Below are 15,804 nucleotides of genomic sequence, written 5' to 3'. Positions count from 1 at the left end.
AGTTTACCTTGTGCCGGGGCCTGACCCCGGATTTCCGGCCGTTCAGGCCGGATAGGTGCCGGTCTGGGCCATCTGCATCAGGCGCGCGATGCGCTCTTCGGTGGCCGGGTGGGTCGAGAACAGGTTGGCGATGCCGCCGCCCGAGAGCGGGTTCATGATCATCATCTGGGCCGTGGCCGGGTGTTCCTCGGCCGCCTGGAACGGGATGCCCTGGGCGTAGCGGTGGATCTTGTCCAGCGCGCTGGCCAGCGCCTGCGGGTCGCCGCTGATCTCGGCGCCGCCGCGGTCGGCTTCGAATTCGCGCGCGCGCGAGATCGCCATCTGGATCAGCGAGGCCGCCAGCGGCGCCAGGATCGCCACGGCGATGCTGGCGATCGGGTTGGTGCGGTTGCCGTTCTCGTCGCGCCCGCCGAAGAACATCGCCATATTGGCCAGCGCCGAGATCGCGCCGGCCATGGTGGCGGCGATGGTCGAGGTCAGGATGTCGCGGTGGCGCACGTGCGCGAGCTCATGCGCCATCACGCCGCGCAGCTCGCGCTCGGACAGCACCCGCAGGATGCCGGTGGTGGCCGCCACCGCGGCGTGCTCGGGATTGCGGCCGGTGGCAAAGGCGTTGGGCGCGTCTTCGTTGATCAGGTAGACGCGCGGCATCGGCAGGCCGGCACGCTGCGCCAGTTCCTGCACCATGCCGTAGAACTGCGGCGCGCTGCCGGCATCGACTTCCTGCGCGTTGTACATGCGCAGGACCATCTTGTCCGAGAACCAGTAGGAGAAGAAGTTCATGCCCAGCGCCATCAGCAGCGCGAACATCATGCCGCTGCGCCCGCCGATCATGCCGCCGATGACGATGAACAGGGCCGTGATGGCCGCCATCAGCATGAAGGTCTTGACCCAGTTGAACATTGCGGTGATCTCCGTGTAATCGTGAGCAGCGCCCCGGGGGAAAGCGGACGCGATGACCGTTAGATAGGGGGTGATACCCGAAAATTCAACGATTGTTCAACGGTTTCAGGGCGGTTTCGCCAGCACTTATCCCGCCATGTGCTGCAAAGGCCTGCCCGATCATGCCTGCGCGGCGCCGCCGTTGCCAGGCACCGCGCAGCGCGTGCCCGGGGGCAGCGGCAGTCCCTGCAGGAACTGCTGCGCCGGCTGGCGGCGCCCGCCCGGCTTCTGCAGCTCGGTGACCCGCAGCGCGCTGCCTTCGCCGCAGGCGATGAGGATGCCGGCGGCGTCGGCCGCCAGCACCGTGCCGGGCGCATGCGGCAGGCTGCCGGCGGCGGCAAGGGGCACGGCCTGCCAGCACTTGATCACCGTATCGCCGACCTGCACGGTCGCGCCAGGGAAGGGGTTGAACGCGCGCACCTGGCTGGCCAGCGCCGCGGCCGGGCGGCGCAGGTCCAGCGGGGCCTCGTCCTTGGCGATCTTCTCGGCATAGGTGACGCCTTCGGCCGGCTGCGGCGTGGCGGCCAGCGTGCGGCCGGCGGCCAGCTCCTGCAGTGCTGCCACGATCATGCGCGCGCCCAGCGCGGCCAGGGTGTCGTGCAGTGTGCCGGTGGTGTCCTCCGGGCCGATCGGCACGGCTGCGCGCGTGAGCATGTCACCGGTGTCCAGGCCCTCGTCCATCTGCATCAGCGTGATGCCGGTCTCGGCATCGCCCGCTTCGATGGCGCGGTGGATCGGCGCCGCGCCGCGCCAGCGCGGCAGCAGCGAGCCGTGGATATTCAGGCAGCCCAGGCGCGGCAGGGTCAGCACTTCGGCCGGCAGGATCAGGCCGTAGGCGGCGACCACCATGACATCGGGGGCGATGCCGGCCAGCGATTCAACGGCGGCGGCGGCCTCTTCCGGGTACTTGCCCTGGCGGCGCAGCGAGCGCGGCTGCAGCACCGGTGCAAGGCCGCTGGCGGCGGCGAACTGCTTCACCGGGCTGGCCTGCAGCTGCATGCCGCGGCCGGCGGGACGGTCGGGCTGGGTCAGCACGGCCACCACCGGGAAACCGGCGGCGTGAATGGCTTCCAGCGCGACGCGCGCAAATTCGGGCGTGCCGGCAAAGGCGACACGCAAGGGGCTGGCTTGGGACATGGCAGGTTCCGTGGCCTGAAACAGGACCGGCCGCTATAGCGGCCGGTACCTTTGTTCTTCGGGAGTCATAAAGATAACAGACCCCGCGCGGGCGCCGCGCGCTGGCAGCGGGATTCCGGGCGGGCTGTTACATCTTTGTGGCAGGACGCCGCTTACATGCGGGTGCGTTCGCGCTTCTGCAGCCTGCTCTTGATGCGGTTGAGCTTGAGCGGCGACAGGTACTCGACAAAGACCTTGCCGCGCAGGTGATCGATCTCATGCTGGATGCAGACCGCCAGCAGGTCGTCGGCGTCGAGCTCGAAGCTCTCGCCCTTCTCGTTGAGCGCGCGCACGCGCACGCGGTCGGGGCGCTCGACCCGGTCGTAGACCTCGGGCACTGACAGGCAGCCCTCTTCCCACACCTTGCGGTTGTCGCTGGCCCAGACGATCTCCGGGTTGATAAAGACCTGGAGCTGGTCGCGCGTTTCCGAGACGTCGATCACCACCACCTGCTCGTGCACATTGACCTGCGTCGCGGCCAGCCCGATGCCGGGCGCCTCGTACATGGTTTCAGCCATGTCCTTGACCAGCTGGCGGATGCGGTCGTCCACGGCCGCAACGGGTTTGGCGACGGTGTGCAGGCGGGGATCGGGGTAGGTCAGGATGTCGAGTTTTGCCATGATGCTAGGGCGCAACGCCGCCGGCTGCCGGCAACCGGGCCGCGTTGCGGCGGCGGGTGTTTACATGCAGAATCGGGGCGCAAGTACAAAAATTCAAGGCGCGCCGCAACAGGCACGCTCTCCCGGGTCAATCCGGCCGAACCACCGGCTGGTCAGGAAAATGCGCGATCTTACCAAAGAACACCAGGCGGCGTCGGGCCGCAGGCTGCACGCGTTCATCCCTAAGCTGGCTTGTGCGTGGTTGAGTGCCGCTGGCTTCACTGCCGCGGCCACGCTTCCGGCCCTGGCCGCGGACCTGACGGTCACGCCGGCACAGCAGGCCGAAGCCCAGCGCGTTGCCCAGCAGGGCATCCCCGTTTCAGACCTGTCTCCCAATGCGCCGTCGCAGTACACGGTGCGCAAGGGCGACACGCTGTGGGGGATCTCGGGCAGTTTCCTGCGCCAGCCGTGGCGCTGGCCCGAGCTGTGGGGCATGAACCGGCAACAGATCCACAACCCGCACCTGATCTACCCGGGACAGATCCTGTACCTGATCCAGCGCGACGGCCGTGCCTGGCTGTCGACCACGCCGGGCGGCAGCGGCACGGTGCGCCTGTCGCCGCAGATGCGCGGCGGCGACGCCGACGGCGCCGCCATCCTGAGCATCGCGGCCTCTGATATCGAGCCCTTCCTGATCCGCCCGCTGGTGGTCGACCAGGACACGCTGGCCACCTCCGCGCGCATCGTCGCCGTGTCCGAGTCGCGCGTCATCCTGGGCCGCGACGATACCGGCTACGCGCGCGGCATCCCCGCCGACGCGCCGCAGGGCGGCGACTGGCAGGCTTACCGCCCGGTGACCCCGGTGCGCGACCCCGTCACCAATGCCGTGCTCGGCTACGAGGCCGAATATGAAGGCAACGTGCGCCTGGCGCGTGGCGCCCAGGGCCCGGACGCGGTCTCCACGATGCAGGTCACGCGGGCCAGGCAGGAGATGGGCGTGGGCACGCTGCTGATGCCGCAGCCCGCGCGCGAAGCGCTGCGCTACGTGCCGCACGCGCCCGATGCGCAGCTTGACGGCCGCATCGCCAAGGTCTATGGCGGGGTCGAGTTCGGCGGCGCCAAGCAGGTGGTGGTGCTCAACCTGGGCAGCCAGGCCGGGGTCGAACCCGGCCACGTGCTGGCACTGTCGCGCACCGGCGAGACCGTGGCGGACAAGACCGACAGCAACCGCGCCGTCCGGCTGCCCGACGAGCGCTACGGCCTGGCCTTCGTCTTCCGCGTGTTCCCGGGGGTGTCGTATGCGCTGGTCACCGACGCCTCCAACGTGATCGCGGTCGGGGACCGGGCGACCTCGCCGCGCTGAGCCGGACTTGGCAAGCGCCGCTTCCCTTTGCCATGCCGGCGCTGCCCGGCAGGCCGCCACGCGCGATCCCGACGACCTGAAGGCCTGGCTGCAGCTTGCCTGTGCGCCCGGGGTTGGCCCGGCCACGGCGCGCCTGCTGCTGGCCGCGTTCGGGCTGCCGCAGCAGGTCCTGGCGCAAAGCGTGGCTGCGCTGTCCTCGGTCGTACCCAAAAAGCACGCCCGCGCGGTGCTGGCCAGGCCCGGCGCCGGGCTACCGGCACTGGTCGAGCGCACCCTCGGCTGGCTCGGCACGCCCGGCAACCACGTGGTCACGCTGGCGGACGACGCCTACCCCGCCCGCCTGTTCGACCTGCCCGATCCGCCGCCGCTGCTATATATCAAGGGCGATCCCGCGCTGCTGTCACGCCCCGCGGTGGCCATCGTCGGCGCGCGCGGCGCCACCGAGCAGGGCAAGCGCGATGCGCAGGCCTTCGGCCGCGAACTGTCCGAGTCGGGCCTGGCGGTGATCTCGGGCCTGGCGCTGGGCGTCGATGCCGCCGCCCATGCCGGCGGCCTGCTGGGCTGCGGCGGCACGGTCGCTGTGACGGGTACGGGGCCTGACCGGGTCTACCCGGCCGAGAACCTGGCGCTGGCGCACGAAGTGGCCGCGCGCGGCGCCATCGTCACCGAATTCCCGCTCGGCATGCCGGGCTTGCCCGCCAACTTCCCGCGCCGCAACCGCATCATCGCGGCGCTGGCGCGCGGGGTGCTGGTGGTGGAGGCGGCGGCGCGTTCCGGCTCGCTGATCACGGCGCGGCTGGCCGCCGAGCTGGGACGCGAGGTGTTCGCGGTCCCGGGCTCGATCCACGCGCCGCTGTCCAAGGGCTGCCATGTGCTGATCCGCCAGGGCGCGAAGCTGGTGGAGTGCACGGAGGACGTTCTGGAAGAGATCAACCTGGGGCACGGTCCAATGACGGGGCCGATGACCGTGTCGACGACCGCGCCTGCCCGCCCTGCTGCCGTGCCGCCCACGCCGGGCCCGCAGCCGGGCTCAGAGCTTTCTGACTTTGCGGACCAATCGGACCCCCTGCTGGCCGCCCTCGGCTACGATCCGGTTACGCTGGACGCGCTATGCGAGCGTAGCGGCCAGCCCCCGGAAGCTGCCGCGGCGCGCCTGCTGGAACTGGAACTGGCCGGGCATGCCGAGCGTCTACCTGGAAACCTGTTCCGCCGCCTTGGCTGACCCTGGGCAGGGGGCCGCGGCGCAATACCTATACAATCGCCGGCTGTCCGTGTGCGGCGTGCCGCGGGCGCCTCATGTTTCCGAACCCATGACCGTTTACTTTCCTGAACGTGATGCCGGCGCCATAGCCGGGTGCCTGGCGGCGCGGCCACAGGGCCGCCTGGTGGCCTGCCTGTGCGCGCAGTGGTGCGGCACGTGCCGGGATTACCTGGTGGCGCTGACAGCGCTGGCCGCGCGCCATCCGGACGATTGCTTTGTCTGGATCGATATCGAGACGCATGCAGATGCGCTGGGCGATGTCGATATTGAGAATTTCCCGACGCTGCTGGTGCAGCCAGCCTCGGGTGGCTCGCCCCAGTTTTATGGCACCCTGCTGCCGCATATCGAGGTGCTGGAACGCATGCTGAGCCGCGGCGCGGCGATGCCGGCGAGCGCCGAAGACATACCGCAGGTGCTGGACTGGTTGCTTGCCGGGGGGAGCGACGGCGCCTAGGCGCCGTCTCGTGCGGCGGCGGGGCTTGCTTGCACCGCCGTTGAAACCGCGCTTATTATTGGCGCCTCATAGCCCCCCGGCGTTCTGATTACTTCGTTTGTAGTGCAATTCGCGGGTTGCCGGATGCAGCTCGCAAGGACCCTTCCCATGTCAAAAGCCCTCATCATCGCGGAAAAACCGTCGGTCGCGGCGGATATCGCCCGTGCCCTCGGGGGGTTTACCAAGCACGACGAGTATTTCGAGAGCGACGACTACGTGCTGTCCTCCGCCGTCGGCCACCTGGTCGAGATCGCCGCGCCGGACGAGTACGAGGTCAAGCGCGGCAAGTGGAGCTTCGCCAACCTGCCGGTGATCCCGCCGCATTTCGACTTGCGCCCGATCGCCAAGACCGAGTCGCGCCTTAAGGTGCTGAACCGGCTGATCAAGCGCAAGGACGTCACTGCCCTGATCAACGCCTGCGACGCGGGGCGCGAGGGGGAACTGATCTTCCGCCTGATCGCGCAGCAGGCCAAGGCCAAGCAGCCGGTGCGCCGGCTGTGGCTGCAGTCGATGACGCAGCAGGCCATCCGCGACGGCTTTGCCAGCCTGCGCGAAGACCAGGACATGCTGCCGCTGGCCGACGCCGCGCGCTGCCGCTCCGAGGCCGACTGGCTGGTCGGCATCAACGGCACGCGCGCCATGACCGCCTTCAACAGCAAGGGCGGCGGCTTTTTCCTGACCACGGTGGGCCGCGTGCAGACGCCGACGCTGTCGATCGTGGTGGAGCGCGAAGAGAAGATCAAGCACTTCGTGCCGCGCGACTACTGGGAAGTGCACGCCGAGTTCATCGCCGCCGCCGGCCTGTACGAAGGCCGCTGGTTCGACCCCAAGTTCAAGAAGAACGAGTTCGACCCCGAGGCGCGCGAGTCGCGCCTGTGGAGCGAGGCCGAGGCCAAGAGCATCGTGGCCGCCTGCCGCGACAAGCCGGGCACCGTCACGGAAGAATCCAAGCCGTCGACGCAGCAGTCGCCGGCGCTGTTCGACCTGACCACGCTGCAGCGCGAGGCCAACTCGCGCTTCGGCTTTTCGGCCAAGAACACGCTGGGCCTGGCGCAGGCCCTGTATGAAAAGCACAAGGTCCTGACCTACCCGCGTACCGACGCACGCGCGCTGCCAGAGGACTACCTGGACACGGTCAAGCAGACCATGGACATGCTGGCCGACAGTTCGCCCAACTACCTGCCGCACGCCAAGAAGATCCTGGCGCAGGGCTGGGTCAAGCCGAACAAGCGGATCTTCGACAACAGCAAGATCAGCGATCACTTCGCCATCATCCCGACGCTGCAGGCGCCCAAGAACCTGTCCGAGCCAGAGCAGAAGCTGTACGACCTGGTCGTGCGCCGCTTCCTGGCGGTGTTCTTCCCGGCGGCGGAGTTCCAGGTCACCACCCGCATCACGGAAGTCGCCGGCCACCACTTCAAGACCGAAGGCAAGGTGCTGGTCAACCCGGGCTGGCTGGTGATCTACGGCCGCGAGGCGCAGGGCGATAAAGATGCCGCCAACCTGGTGCCGGTGTCCAGGGACGAGAAGGTCAAGACCGACAAGGTCGAGGGCGTTGGCCTGACCACCAAGCCGCCCGCGCGCTACAACGAAGCCACGCTGCTGTCCGCCATGGAAGGCGCCGGCAAGCTGGTGGACGACGATGCGCTGCGTGAAGCCATGGCCGGCAAGGGCCTGGGCACGCCGGCCACGCGCGCGGCCATCATCGAAGGCCTGCTGACCGAGAAGTACCTGGTGCGCGAAGGCCGCGAGCTGATCCCCACCGCCAAGGCGTTCCAGCTGATGACGCTGCTGCGCGGCCTGGGGGTGCAGGAACTGACGCAGGCCGAGCTGACCGGCGAGTGGGAGCACAAGCTCTCGCAGATCGAACGCGGGCGCATGAAACGCGACGAGTTCATGCTCGAGATCGCGCAGATGACGCAGCAGATCGTCAAGCGCGCCAAGGAATACGACAGCGATACCATCCCGGGCGACTACGCCACGCTGGACACGCCCTGCCCGCAGTGCGGCGGGCAGGTCAAGGAGAACTACCGCCGCTTTGCCTGCACCGCGTGCGAGTTTTCGATCAGCAAGATCCCGGGCGGACGCCAGTTCGAGATCGAAGAGGTCGAAGAGCTGCTGCTCAAGAAGGAAATCGGTCCGCTGCAGGGCTTCCGCAGCAAGATGGGCCGTCCGTTCGCCGCCATCCTGAAGCTGGGCAAGGACGACGAAGGCCATTTCAAGATGGAATTCGACTTTGGCCAGAACGACGACGACAACGACGGAGAGCCGGTCGACTTCAGCGGCCAGGAGCCGGTGGGCACCTGCCCGAAGTGCGGCGGCTCGGTGTTCGAGCACGGCATGAAGTACGTCTGCGAGAACAGCACGACCAGCCCCAAGAGCTGCGACTTCACCACCGGCAAGATCATCCTGCAGCAGGAAATCAGCCGCGAGCAGATCGGCAAGCTGCTCAACGAAGGCAAGACCGACCTGCTGACCGGCTTCAAGTCGTCACGCACCGGCCGCAACTTCAAGGCCTTCCTGGTCAAGCAGCCGGACGGCAAGATCGGCTTCGAGTTCGAGGTGCGCGAGCCCAAGGCGGGCGCCAAGACTGCAGCCAAGGCCCCGGCCAAGGCGGCATCGCGCGGCGCGGCCGAGGCCGAGGCGGCTCCGGCAACCAAGACGGCAGCCAAGACCGCGGCCAAGACGCCAGCCACCAAGGCACCGGCAAAGAAGGCGGCGGCCAAGAAGGCCCCTGCCAAGACCGCGGCGGCCAAGAAGTCGCGCGCGGCGGCCGCCGGCGAGTAAGCGCCAGCGCATCATGGCAAAACGCCCGGCATGGCCGGGCGTTTTGCTTTGGACCGACCGTTCAGGCGGGCAACAACTCAGGTGCGCACCGCCTGCGCGCCATGGCTGGTGGATGACGCCGGCTGCACTTCCTTGCCCCGCACCTGCCCTTCTTCGAGCAGGAAGTCGATAAAGGCGCGCACCTTGGTCGGCAGGAACTTGCGGCTCGGGTAGACCACGCTGACATCGCGCCGCGGCAGCTGGTACTGCGGCAGCACGTGCACCAGCTTGCCCGAATCGATATTGGGCCGTGCCAGGTACGACGACAGCATGGCCACGCCCATGTCGGCCAGCGCTGCCTGGTGCGCCAGCTCGGCATTGCTGCACATCAGGCCGGGGCGGATCGGCACGGTCACCTCGCCTTCCGGACCCAGCAGCGTCCATTCGTGCTCGGCGGTGGGCAGGCGCATGGCGATGCAGCGATGGTGGCTCAGTTCGTGCGCATGGCGGATCGGCGGGTGCGCCGCCACGTAGCCTGGCGAGGCGCACAGGATCACCTCGGCCGACAGCAGCGGGCGCGCCACCAGGTGCGAGCCCAGGCCCAGGTCGGACAGCATCACGGCCACGTCGCGCCCTTCTTCGACGATATCGACGTTGCGGTCCGACAGGATCACGTCGAACACCACGTCCGGGTACAGCTGCTGGAAACGCGCCAGCAAGTCGGGCAGCAGGTGCAGGCCGAACATGACCGGGGTCACCAGGCGCAGCGTGCCGGACAGCGACTGGCTGCGCGCGGTGACCACGCTTTCAGCCTCCTCCACGTCTTCCAGGATCTGCTGGCAGCGCTGCAGGTAGGTCTCGCCGGCATCGGTCAGCGACAGGCTGCGCGTGGTGCGGTTGAGCAGCCGCGTACCCAGATGGCTCTCCAGGTCGGCGACATAGCGGGTGACAACGGCGTTGGACATTTCCAGCTGCTGCGCTGCACGAGCGAAGCTGCCCAGCTCGACAACCTTGGAAAAGACGCGCATCGATTGGAGTCGATCCATGACATAGTCTCCCGGTCCGGCTCTGAATCCTTCCCTATTCAGGCGGGTTTATTGTTGAAATCAGAACTAATCATTGTGTCAACCGATATTTATTGATATGAGGGAAATGCCTAATATCTAGCCATCGGATGCCGCGTTGCAACAAACGGTGACGCAAGACCAGGCATCGAGCATGAAGAGAGTTGAGCCATGAAAACCAATCGTTACGCCCTGATCGCTGTCGCCACCCTCGCCGCTGCCCTGTCCGCAGCGCCCGCGTTTGCCAAGAGCGGCAAGTTCGACACTTATACCGACGGTGCCAGGGCCGCCCGCTACGACGTCTACACCGACGGCGCCAAGAGCGGCAAGTTCGACACTTACACCGATGGTGCCAAGGCCGGCAAGTTCGATACCTACACCGACGGCGCCAAGTACGACGTTTCGAGCGATCGCGCTCCCCTGTAAGGGGCGGCAAGCCGCGATCCGGGACCGTTTCCCCCAGGGCGGTCCAACCCCTTGCACCTGATCTCCACAGGTTGTTCGGGGAGTGCCTGGCAAGGCCTCGCCACATGTCATTGGGGAAGAAGCCCGCACTGGTTGCGGGCTTCTTTGTTTCTGGCGTCGACGGAACATGGCCCGCCTGCAAGGCATTATGCCAGAGCAAGCAAATAAAAAAACGGGCCGACTGGCCCGTTTCTTCTGCTTCGCTGCAACGACTCAGTCGTCGTAGTCGTGATGGTGCTTGTGCTTCTTGTGCCGGTAGCCACCGCCCCGGTAATAGCGGCGGTCGTTGTCGTACGAGTTGCTGCGCGAGACATTGCCGCCCAGCGCGGCGCCGGCGCCACCGCCGAGGCCCGCGCCGATCAGGCCGCCGGCACGGCCGCCCATGGCGTTGCCGGCCGCGGTACCCGCGCCGCCGCCCAGTGCGCCGCCGATGATGGCGCCGGTGCGCTCACGGCGGTTCGACGTCACCGCGCCGCCGGCGCCGCCGCCAACCGCGCCACCGATTACTGCGCCAGTGCTGCCGCCCAGCGCGCCGCCAACGGCCGCACCGGCTACGCCACCGAGCGCGCCGCCCAGGGCATTGTTCATATCGCTCGCGAACGCCGGCAGTGCGGAAGCCGCCAGGGCGATGGCCAGGGTCATATTGCGAACGGAATGGCGAGACATATAGTTGTTCCTTTAATTGCCACAGTGTCGCAAGTGTAGATAACGAGCCGCAGCCTTGCTGTAACCACCTGTAAGGCGCTGTAACCCTCCCCAGAAAGGTCGGGAAGCCGTAACAAAAGCGCGGTGGGAAAACAACATCGCAAAAAAGGACAGGCGACCTCAAGGCCACCTGTCTGTTTTGTATCGGCATCCGGCTAGCGGACGCCGGGAATCAGGGTGTGCTCAGCAGCACTTGCCCTGCCCGCCGCCGTAGCGCGCTTGCTGGCGCTCGCGGAAGAATTCCTCGTAGCTCATCGGCGCGCGGTCCGGGTGGGTGCTTTCCATATGCGCCACATAGGTCTGGTAGTCGGGCAGCCCGACCATCAGCCGCAGCGACTGCCCGAGGTAGCGTCCCATCGTTCCCAGTTGTTCCAGCATGGCGGCTCCTGCTTCAGGATTGTGCCGAGGCGGCCGCCGGCAGCGGCTCGAACGGCGTTTCGCTGTCGGTGCGGCGGCTTGCCGTGCGCGCCTGCAGCGCGGTCTTGAAGCCGTAGAAGACGATCGACAGCACCACGAACATGAACAGCGCGCACAGGCCGGCGTCCAGGTAGTCGTTGAAGACGATGCGTTGCATCTGCTCGATCGACTTGGCCGGGGCCAGCACCTTGCCTTCGGCAATGGCTGCGCTGAACTTGGCGGCATGGGTCAGGAAGCTGACCTTGGGATCGGCGTCGAACAGCTTCTGCCAGCCGGCGGTCAGCGTGCAGACCAGCAGCCAGATGGTCGGCAGCAGCGTGACCCAGGCGTACTGGCCGCGCTTCATCTTGACCAGCACGCAGGTGCCCAGCACCAGCGCCACGGCAGCCAGCATCTGGTTGGAGATGCCAAACAGCGGCCACAGCGTATTGATGCCGCCCAGCGGGTCGACCACGCCCTGGTACAGGAAGTAGCCCCAGGCCGCCACGGTCAGTGCGGTGGCGATCAGGTTGGCGGGGAGCGAGTCGGTGCGCTTGAGCGAAGGCACGAAGCTGCCCAGCAGGTCCTGCAGCATGAAGCGGCCGGCGCGGGTGCCCGCATCGACGGCGGTCAGGATGAAGAGTGCCTCGAACAGGATGGCGAAGTGGTACCAGAACGCCATCATGGCCTGGCCGCCCACCACCTGGTGCAGGATGTGGGCGATGCCCACGGCCAGCGTCGGCGCGCCGCCGGCGCGCGAGATGATGGTGTTCTCGCCGACGTCCCTGGCGGTCTGGATCAGCACGTCGGGCGTGATCACGAAGCCCCAGGTCGAAACCACCTGCGCCACCGCGTCCGGCGTGGTGCCGATCACGGCGGACGGGCTGTTCATGGCGAAGTACACGCCCGGCTCGATCACCGAAGCGGCCACCAGCGCCATGATGGCGACGAACGACTCGGCCAGCATCGCGCCGTAGCCGATGAAGCGCGCGTGCGATTCATTTTCCAGCAGCTTGGGCGTGGTGCCCGACGAGATCAGCGCGTGGAAGCCCGACACCGCGCCGCAGGCGATGGTGATGAACAGGAACGGGAACAGGTTGCCCGACCACACCGGGCCACCGCCCTTGGCGAACTGGGTGAAGGCCGGCATCTTCAGTTCCGGCGCGACGATCAGGATGCCGATGGCCAGCGCGATGATGGTGCCGATCTTCAGGAAGGTCGACAGGTAGTCGCGCGGCGCCAGCAGCAGCCACACCGGCAGCACGGCGGCGATAAAGCCGTAGATGATCAGCATCCAGGTCAGGGCCTTGCCGTCATACGTGAACAGCGGCGCCAGCACGGCGCTCTCATGCACGTGCTGGCCGCCGATGATGGCCAGCATCAGCAGCACGAAGCCGATCACCGACACCTCGCCGATGCGGCCCGGGCGGATGTAGCGGGTGTAGATGCCCATGAACAGCGCGATCGGAATCGTCACCGCCACCGTGAAGGTGCCCCACGGCGAACCGGCCAGCGCCTTCACCACGATCAGCGCCAGCACCGCCAGGATGATGATCATGATCATGAAGCAGCCGAACAGCGCGATCATGCCCGGCACCGTGCCCATCTCGGACTTGACCAGGTCGCCCAGCGAGCGGCCGTCGCGGCGCGTGGAGATGAACAGCACCATGAAGTCCTGCACCGCGCCGGCGAACACCACGCCCGCCAGGATCCACAGCATGCCCGGCATATAGCCCATCTGCGCGGCCAGCACGGGGCCGACCAGCGGGCCGGCGCCGGCAATGGCGGCGAAGTGGTGGCCGAACAGCACCGCCTTGTTGGTCGGCACGTAGTCCAGGCCGTCGTTGTGGCGCCAGGCCGGCGTCATCCGCTTGGGATCGAGCTGCATCACCTTGTCGGCGATAAAGCGGCTGTAGTAGCGGTAGGCGATCAGGTAGATGCAGAGCGCGGCAACCACGATCCACAGCGCGCTGACGGCCTCGCCGCGCGCCAGCGCGACGGTGCCGAAGGCAAACGCGCCAAGGACGGCGACGGCCAGCCACACCAGGTGTTCTCCGATGCGATTCATAGTAAGGGTCTCCTCAGACCGGGATATCGATAGCCTGCGGTGGCGAAGGACTGGTAACAGGCAACTGGCACGGCCGACAGCGGGGATGCGCCGAAGGCGGGCAACGGGGCAATCCGACGGTCAAGGTGTCTCCCAAGGATAGCTGCCGCGGCCCGGTTGTGTGTCGTTTCCGGATCTCGTCTTGCAGGCAGGCGGTGCACCGTCCGGGTGGGCGGTGCACCAGCTGCATCGACGCGCGCGCCATGTTGGGGCGGCTTGCGCATCCGGCGTGTAGTATTGACACCCGCCAAACGCGGCGCAAGCGCGTAACTACGCAGCACTTCTGCGTAGTACTACGCAAGCCGACGGTGGCATGCCGCCTGCGCGGCGTCGGTGTTTACCCCGGTCCAGATGAAACTCCGCCAGAAGATCCTGTTGCTTGCCGTGGCGCCCCTTGCGGTCGCCATGCTCGGCATCGCATTCGCCGTGCGTTTCCAGGCCACCCAGCTCGCCCGGCATGAGCGCGCGCTGGTCGAGGCGGCCTATCTCCAGAGCAAGGAAACCGAGCTGCGCCACTACGTGGAACTGGCGCAGAGCGCGATCGCGCCGCTGGTGCGTTCCGGGCGCGGCGACGCCGCTACGCGGCAGGCGGCCATGGAGGCTCTCGCCCGGCTGGACTACGGCCCGGACGGCTACTTCTTCCTGTACGACCTGCAGGGCCGCAACCTGATGCACCCGCGCCAGCCCGAGCTGGTCGGGCAGGACCTGTGGACGCTGCGCGACCCGCAGGGCGCGCTCACCATCCAGCAACTGATTGCCGCAGCCAAGGCCGGCGGCGGCGCGGTGCGCTACCTGTGGAAAAAGCCGTCGTCACAGCAGCTGGCGCCCAAGCTCGGCTATGTCGTGGCGGTGCCCGAGTGGAACTGGATGCTCGGTACCGGTATTTATCTTGATGACGTGGAACGCACGCTGCGCCAGCTCGACGCCCGTGCCGAGACCGATATCCGCGAAACCATGGCCTGGATCGGCGTCATCGCCGGCATCAGCATCCTGCTGGTGGCCGCCAGCGGGCTGGCGCTGAATGTCAGCGAGCATCGCGAGGCCGACGCCAAGCTGCGCCAGCTGGCGCAACGCGTGGTGCAGTCGCAGGAAGACGAGCGCGCCCGGCTTTCGCGCGAGTTGCACGACGGCATCAGCCAGCTGCTGGTATCGGTCAAGCTGGTGCTGGAAACCGCTGCCAACCGCCTGCGCCGGGCCCCGGCCGAAGGCGCCGCGGTGGCGCCGGTGCTGGGCATGGCACTGAACCGGCTCGACGCCGTCTTCAATGAAGTGCGCCGCGTGGCGCGCAACCTGCGCCCGGCACTGCTCGACGATCTGGGCCTGTTCGCCGCGCTCCAGCACCTGGCGCGCGAGATGCAGGGCGGCAGCGGGCTGGAGATCACGGTGACCCAGGGCGGCACCCCGCGCGAGCTGCCAGACGAGCAGGCCACGGCGCTGTTCCGCATCGCGCAGGAAGCGCTGACCAACGTGGAGCGCCATGCCGGCGCACGCTGCGTCGCGGTATCGCTGGCCTTTGATGCCGATGCCACGCGCCTGACCGTGCGCGACGATGGCCATGGCTTCGACGTGGCGCGCATGCAGGCGGACCCGCAGCGCGGCATCGGCCTGCGCAACCTGCGCGAGCGCGTCGCCGCGCTGCGCGGGCAGTTCGACATCATTTCCGGCATGGGCGGCACCCAGATCGTCGCCTCGCTGCCGCTGGCCAGGCCCGCGGCCATTGCGCGCGATGCCATATCGGCAGGATCCTCGCAGTCATGACCCAGCCTTTTTCCGACGCCACCGACGTACCCGCCCGCGTCTTGCTGATCGACGACCATGCGCTGGTGCGCGACGGCATGCGCATGCACCTGGCGCTGCAGCCCGGCCTGCGCGTGGTGGGCGAGGCCGACGACGGCGAAGCCGCGCTGGCGTGGCTGGACCGCGCCGGCAGCGCCGAGCTGCCCGACCTGGTCATTACCGATATCGGCATGCGCGGCATGGGCGGCATTGCCCTGGCGGCGGCGCTGCATGACCGCTATCCGGAGCTGGCCGTGCTGATCGTGTCGATGCACGACAACCTGGAATACGTGCGCCAGGCGGTGCGAGCGGGCGCGCGCGGCTATGTGCTCAAGGACGCGCCAGCCGATGAGCTGATGGCGGCGATTCAATCGGTGCTGGCCGGGCGGGTGTTCTACAGCGCCCGCATTGCCCGTGGCATGGCCGAGCAGAGCCCTGCGGCCGGCCCGCTGGATGCGCTGACCCCGCGCGAGCGCGACATCCTGCGCGGCATCGGGCGGGGCCTGGCCAACAAGGAGATCGCGGCGCAGCTGGGGGTGTCGGTGCGCACGGTCGAGACGCACCGGCTGAACCTGAAGCGCAAGCTGGGGATCGAGGGGCGCGCCGGGCTGGTGAAGTATGCGGTGCAGACGCTGGGGGATAGCGAGTGAGACCGCGAGTGAGATAGCGAGGCGGGATAAAAAAACGCCCG

At 67.8% G+C, this 15,804-nt stretch carries 14 protein-coding genes; 7 read left to right on the top strand and 7 right to left on the bottom strand.

Annotated features, from left to right (window positions below; translation table 11 throughout):
* Nucleotides 1-42: 42 nt before the first annotated feature.
* The 3 genes from htpX to def form a co-directional block, all read right to left on the bottom strand.
* Complete coding sequence (gene htpX / locus ACZ5MJ_RS18145) at nt 43-903, bottom strand: zinc metalloprotease HtpX (protein ID WP_464221230.1); 861 nt, start codon at nt 901-903, stop codon at nt 43-45.
* Nucleotides 904-1,062: 159 nt separating this feature from the next.
* Complete coding sequence (gene fmt / locus ACZ5MJ_RS18140; protein WP_464221229.1) at nt 1,063-2,079, bottom strand: methionyl-tRNA formyltransferase; 1,017 nt, start codon at nt 2,077-2,079, stop codon at nt 1,063-1,065.
* 152 nt (nt 2,080-2,231) lie between these two features.
* The gene (gene def / locus ACZ5MJ_RS18135) at nt 2,232-2,738 is read right to left on the bottom strand and encodes a peptide deformylase (RefSeq protein ID WP_115213642.1); all 507 of its coding nucleotides are present in this window, start codon (nt 2,736-2,738) and stop codon (nt 2,232-2,234) included.
* A 160-nt stretch (nt 2,739-2,898) separates the two neighbouring features.
* On the opposite strand from def, the gene ACZ5MJ_RS18130 reads away from it, so the two are divergent.
* The 4 genes from ACZ5MJ_RS18130 to ACZ5MJ_RS18115 all read left to right on the top strand — a co-directional run bounded on the left by ACZ5MJ_RS18130 (nt 2,899) and on the right by ACZ5MJ_RS18115 (nt 8,621).
* Nucleotides 2,899-4,080, top strand: a complete 1,182-nt coding sequence (locus tag ACZ5MJ_RS18130) for a LysM peptidoglycan-binding domain-containing protein (protein WP_464221226.1) — start codon at nt 2,899-2,901, stop codon at nt 4,078-4,080.
* Nucleotides 4,081-4,087: 7 nt separating this feature from the next.
* A complete protein-coding gene (gene dprA, locus ACZ5MJ_RS18125) occupies nt 4,088-5,302 on the top strand; it encodes a DNA-processing protein DprA (RefSeq protein WP_464221225.1) in 1,215 nt (404 codons plus the stop codon).
* A gap of 88 nt (nt 5,303-5,390) precedes the next feature.
* Nucleotides 5,391-5,795: a thioredoxin family protein gene (locus ACZ5MJ_RS18120; protein ID WP_464221223.1), complete on the top strand. Its 405-nt coding sequence runs from the start codon at nt 5,391-5,393 to the stop codon at nt 5,793-5,795.
* A gap of 147 nt (nt 5,796-5,942) precedes the next feature.
* On the top strand, nt 5,943-8,621 hold the full coding sequence (locus tag ACZ5MJ_RS18115; RefSeq protein ID WP_464221222.1) for a DNA topoisomerase III: 2,679 nt from the start codon (nt 5,943-5,945) through the stop codon (nt 8,619-8,621).
* Between the two features lie 77 nt (nt 8,622-8,698).
* Here ACZ5MJ_RS18115 and ACZ5MJ_RS18110 read toward each other — a convergent pair whose 3' ends face one another.
* Nucleotides 8,699-9,646, bottom strand: a complete 948-nt coding sequence (locus tag ACZ5MJ_RS18110) for a LysR family transcriptional regulator (protein ID WP_464221220.1) — start codon at nt 9,644-9,646, stop codon at nt 8,699-8,701.
* Nucleotides 9,647-9,835: 189 nt separating this feature from the next.
* Between ACZ5MJ_RS18110 and ACZ5MJ_RS18105 the strand changes: the two genes are divergently transcribed.
* The gene (locus ACZ5MJ_RS18105) at nt 9,836-10,090 is read left to right on the top strand and encodes a hypothetical protein (RefSeq protein ID WP_464221218.1); all 255 of its coding nucleotides are present in this window, start codon (nt 9,836-9,838) and stop codon (nt 10,088-10,090) included.
* A 252-nt stretch (nt 10,091-10,342) separates the two neighbouring features.
* Here the strand turns inward: ACZ5MJ_RS18105 and ACZ5MJ_RS18100 are convergent, their stop codons facing one another.
* The 3 genes from ACZ5MJ_RS18100 to ACZ5MJ_RS18090 form a co-directional block, all read right to left on the bottom strand.
* Nucleotides 10,343-10,795, bottom strand: coding sequence for a hypothetical protein (locus ACZ5MJ_RS18100; RefSeq protein WP_464221216.1), 453 nt, complete (start codon nt 10,793-10,795; stop codon nt 10,343-10,345).
* 222 nt (nt 10,796-11,017) lie between these two features.
* Nucleotides 11,018-11,212 (bottom strand): YbdD/YjiX family protein, encoded by a 195-nt coding sequence (locus ACZ5MJ_RS18095; protein ID WP_464221214.1) that lies wholly within the window; start codon nt 11,210-11,212, stop codon nt 11,018-11,020.
* Between the two features lie 13 nt (nt 11,213-11,225).
* Nucleotides 11,226-13,298, bottom strand: coding sequence for a carbon starvation CstA family protein (locus ACZ5MJ_RS18090; RefSeq protein ID WP_464221212.1), 2,073 nt, complete (start codon nt 13,296-13,298; stop codon nt 11,226-11,228).
* 390 nt (nt 13,299-13,688) lie between these two features.
* Here ACZ5MJ_RS18090 and ACZ5MJ_RS18085 point away from each other — a divergent pair, with 390 nt between their 5' ends.
* On the top strand, nt 13,689-15,095 hold the full coding sequence (locus tag ACZ5MJ_RS18085; protein ID WP_464221210.1) for a cache domain-containing protein: 1,407 nt from the start codon (nt 13,689-13,691) through the stop codon (nt 15,093-15,095).
* The gene (locus ACZ5MJ_RS18080) at nt 15,092-15,763 is read left to right on the top strand and encodes a response regulator (RefSeq protein ID WP_464221208.1); all 672 of its coding nucleotides are present in this window, start codon (nt 15,092-15,094) and stop codon (nt 15,761-15,763) included. The genes ACZ5MJ_RS18085 and ACZ5MJ_RS18080 overlap by 4 nt, the downstream gene beginning before the upstream one ends.
* Nucleotides 15,764-15,804: the final 41 nt, after the last annotated feature.

It is taken from the genome of Cupriavidus sp. LA-1, from assembly GCF_055385985.1.
Note: the sequence above shows the minus strand (reverse complement) of the source record. Positions and strands in the feature narration are given on the sequence as shown.

Coding starts and splice junctions, on each gene's coding strand:
- htpX (WP_464221230.1), bottom strand. CDS start 903: ATGTTCAACTGGGTCAAGACCTTCATGCTGATGGCGGCCATCACGGCC.
- fmt (WP_464221229.1), bottom strand. CDS start 2,079: ATGTCCCAAGCCAGCCCCTTGCGTGTCGCCTTTGCCGGCACGCCCGAA.
- def (WP_115213642.1), bottom strand. CDS start 2,738: ATGGCAAAACTCGACATCCTGACCTACCCCGATCCCCGCCTGCACACC.
- ACZ5MJ_RS18130 (WP_464221226.1), top strand. CDS start 2,899: ATGCGCGATCTTACCAAAGAACACCAGGCGGCGTCGGGCCGCAGGCTG.
- ACZ5MJ_RS18120 (WP_464221223.1), top strand. CDS start 5,391: ATGACCGTTTACTTTCCTGAACGTGATGCCGGCGCCATAGCCGGGTGC.
- ACZ5MJ_RS18115 (WP_464221222.1), top strand. CDS start 5,943: ATGTCAAAAGCCCTCATCATCGCGGAAAAACCGTCGGTCGCGGCGGAT.
- ACZ5MJ_RS18110 (WP_464221220.1), bottom strand. CDS start 9,646: ATGGATCGACTCCAATCGATGCGCGTCTTTTCCAAGGTTGTCGAGCTG.
- ACZ5MJ_RS18105 (WP_464221218.1), top strand. CDS start 9,836: ATGAAAACCAATCGTTACGCCCTGATCGCTGTCGCCACCCTCGCCGCT.
- ACZ5MJ_RS18100 (WP_464221216.1), bottom strand. CDS start 10,795: ATGTCTCGCCATTCCGTTCGCAATATGACCCTGGCCATCGCCCTGGCG.
- ACZ5MJ_RS18095 (WP_464221214.1), bottom strand. CDS start 11,212: ATGCTGGAACAACTGGGAACGATGGGACGCTACCTCGGGCAGTCGCTG.
- ACZ5MJ_RS18090 (WP_464221212.1), bottom strand. CDS start 13,298: ATGAATCGCATCGGAGAACACCTGGTGTGGCTGGCCGTCGCCGTCCTT.
- ACZ5MJ_RS18085 (WP_464221210.1), top strand. CDS start 13,689: ATGAAACTCCGCCAGAAGATCCTGTTGCTTGCCGTGGCGCCCCTTGCG.
- ACZ5MJ_RS18080 (WP_464221208.1), top strand. CDS start 15,092: ATGACCCAGCCTTTTTCCGACGCCACCGACGTACCCGCCCGCGTCTTG.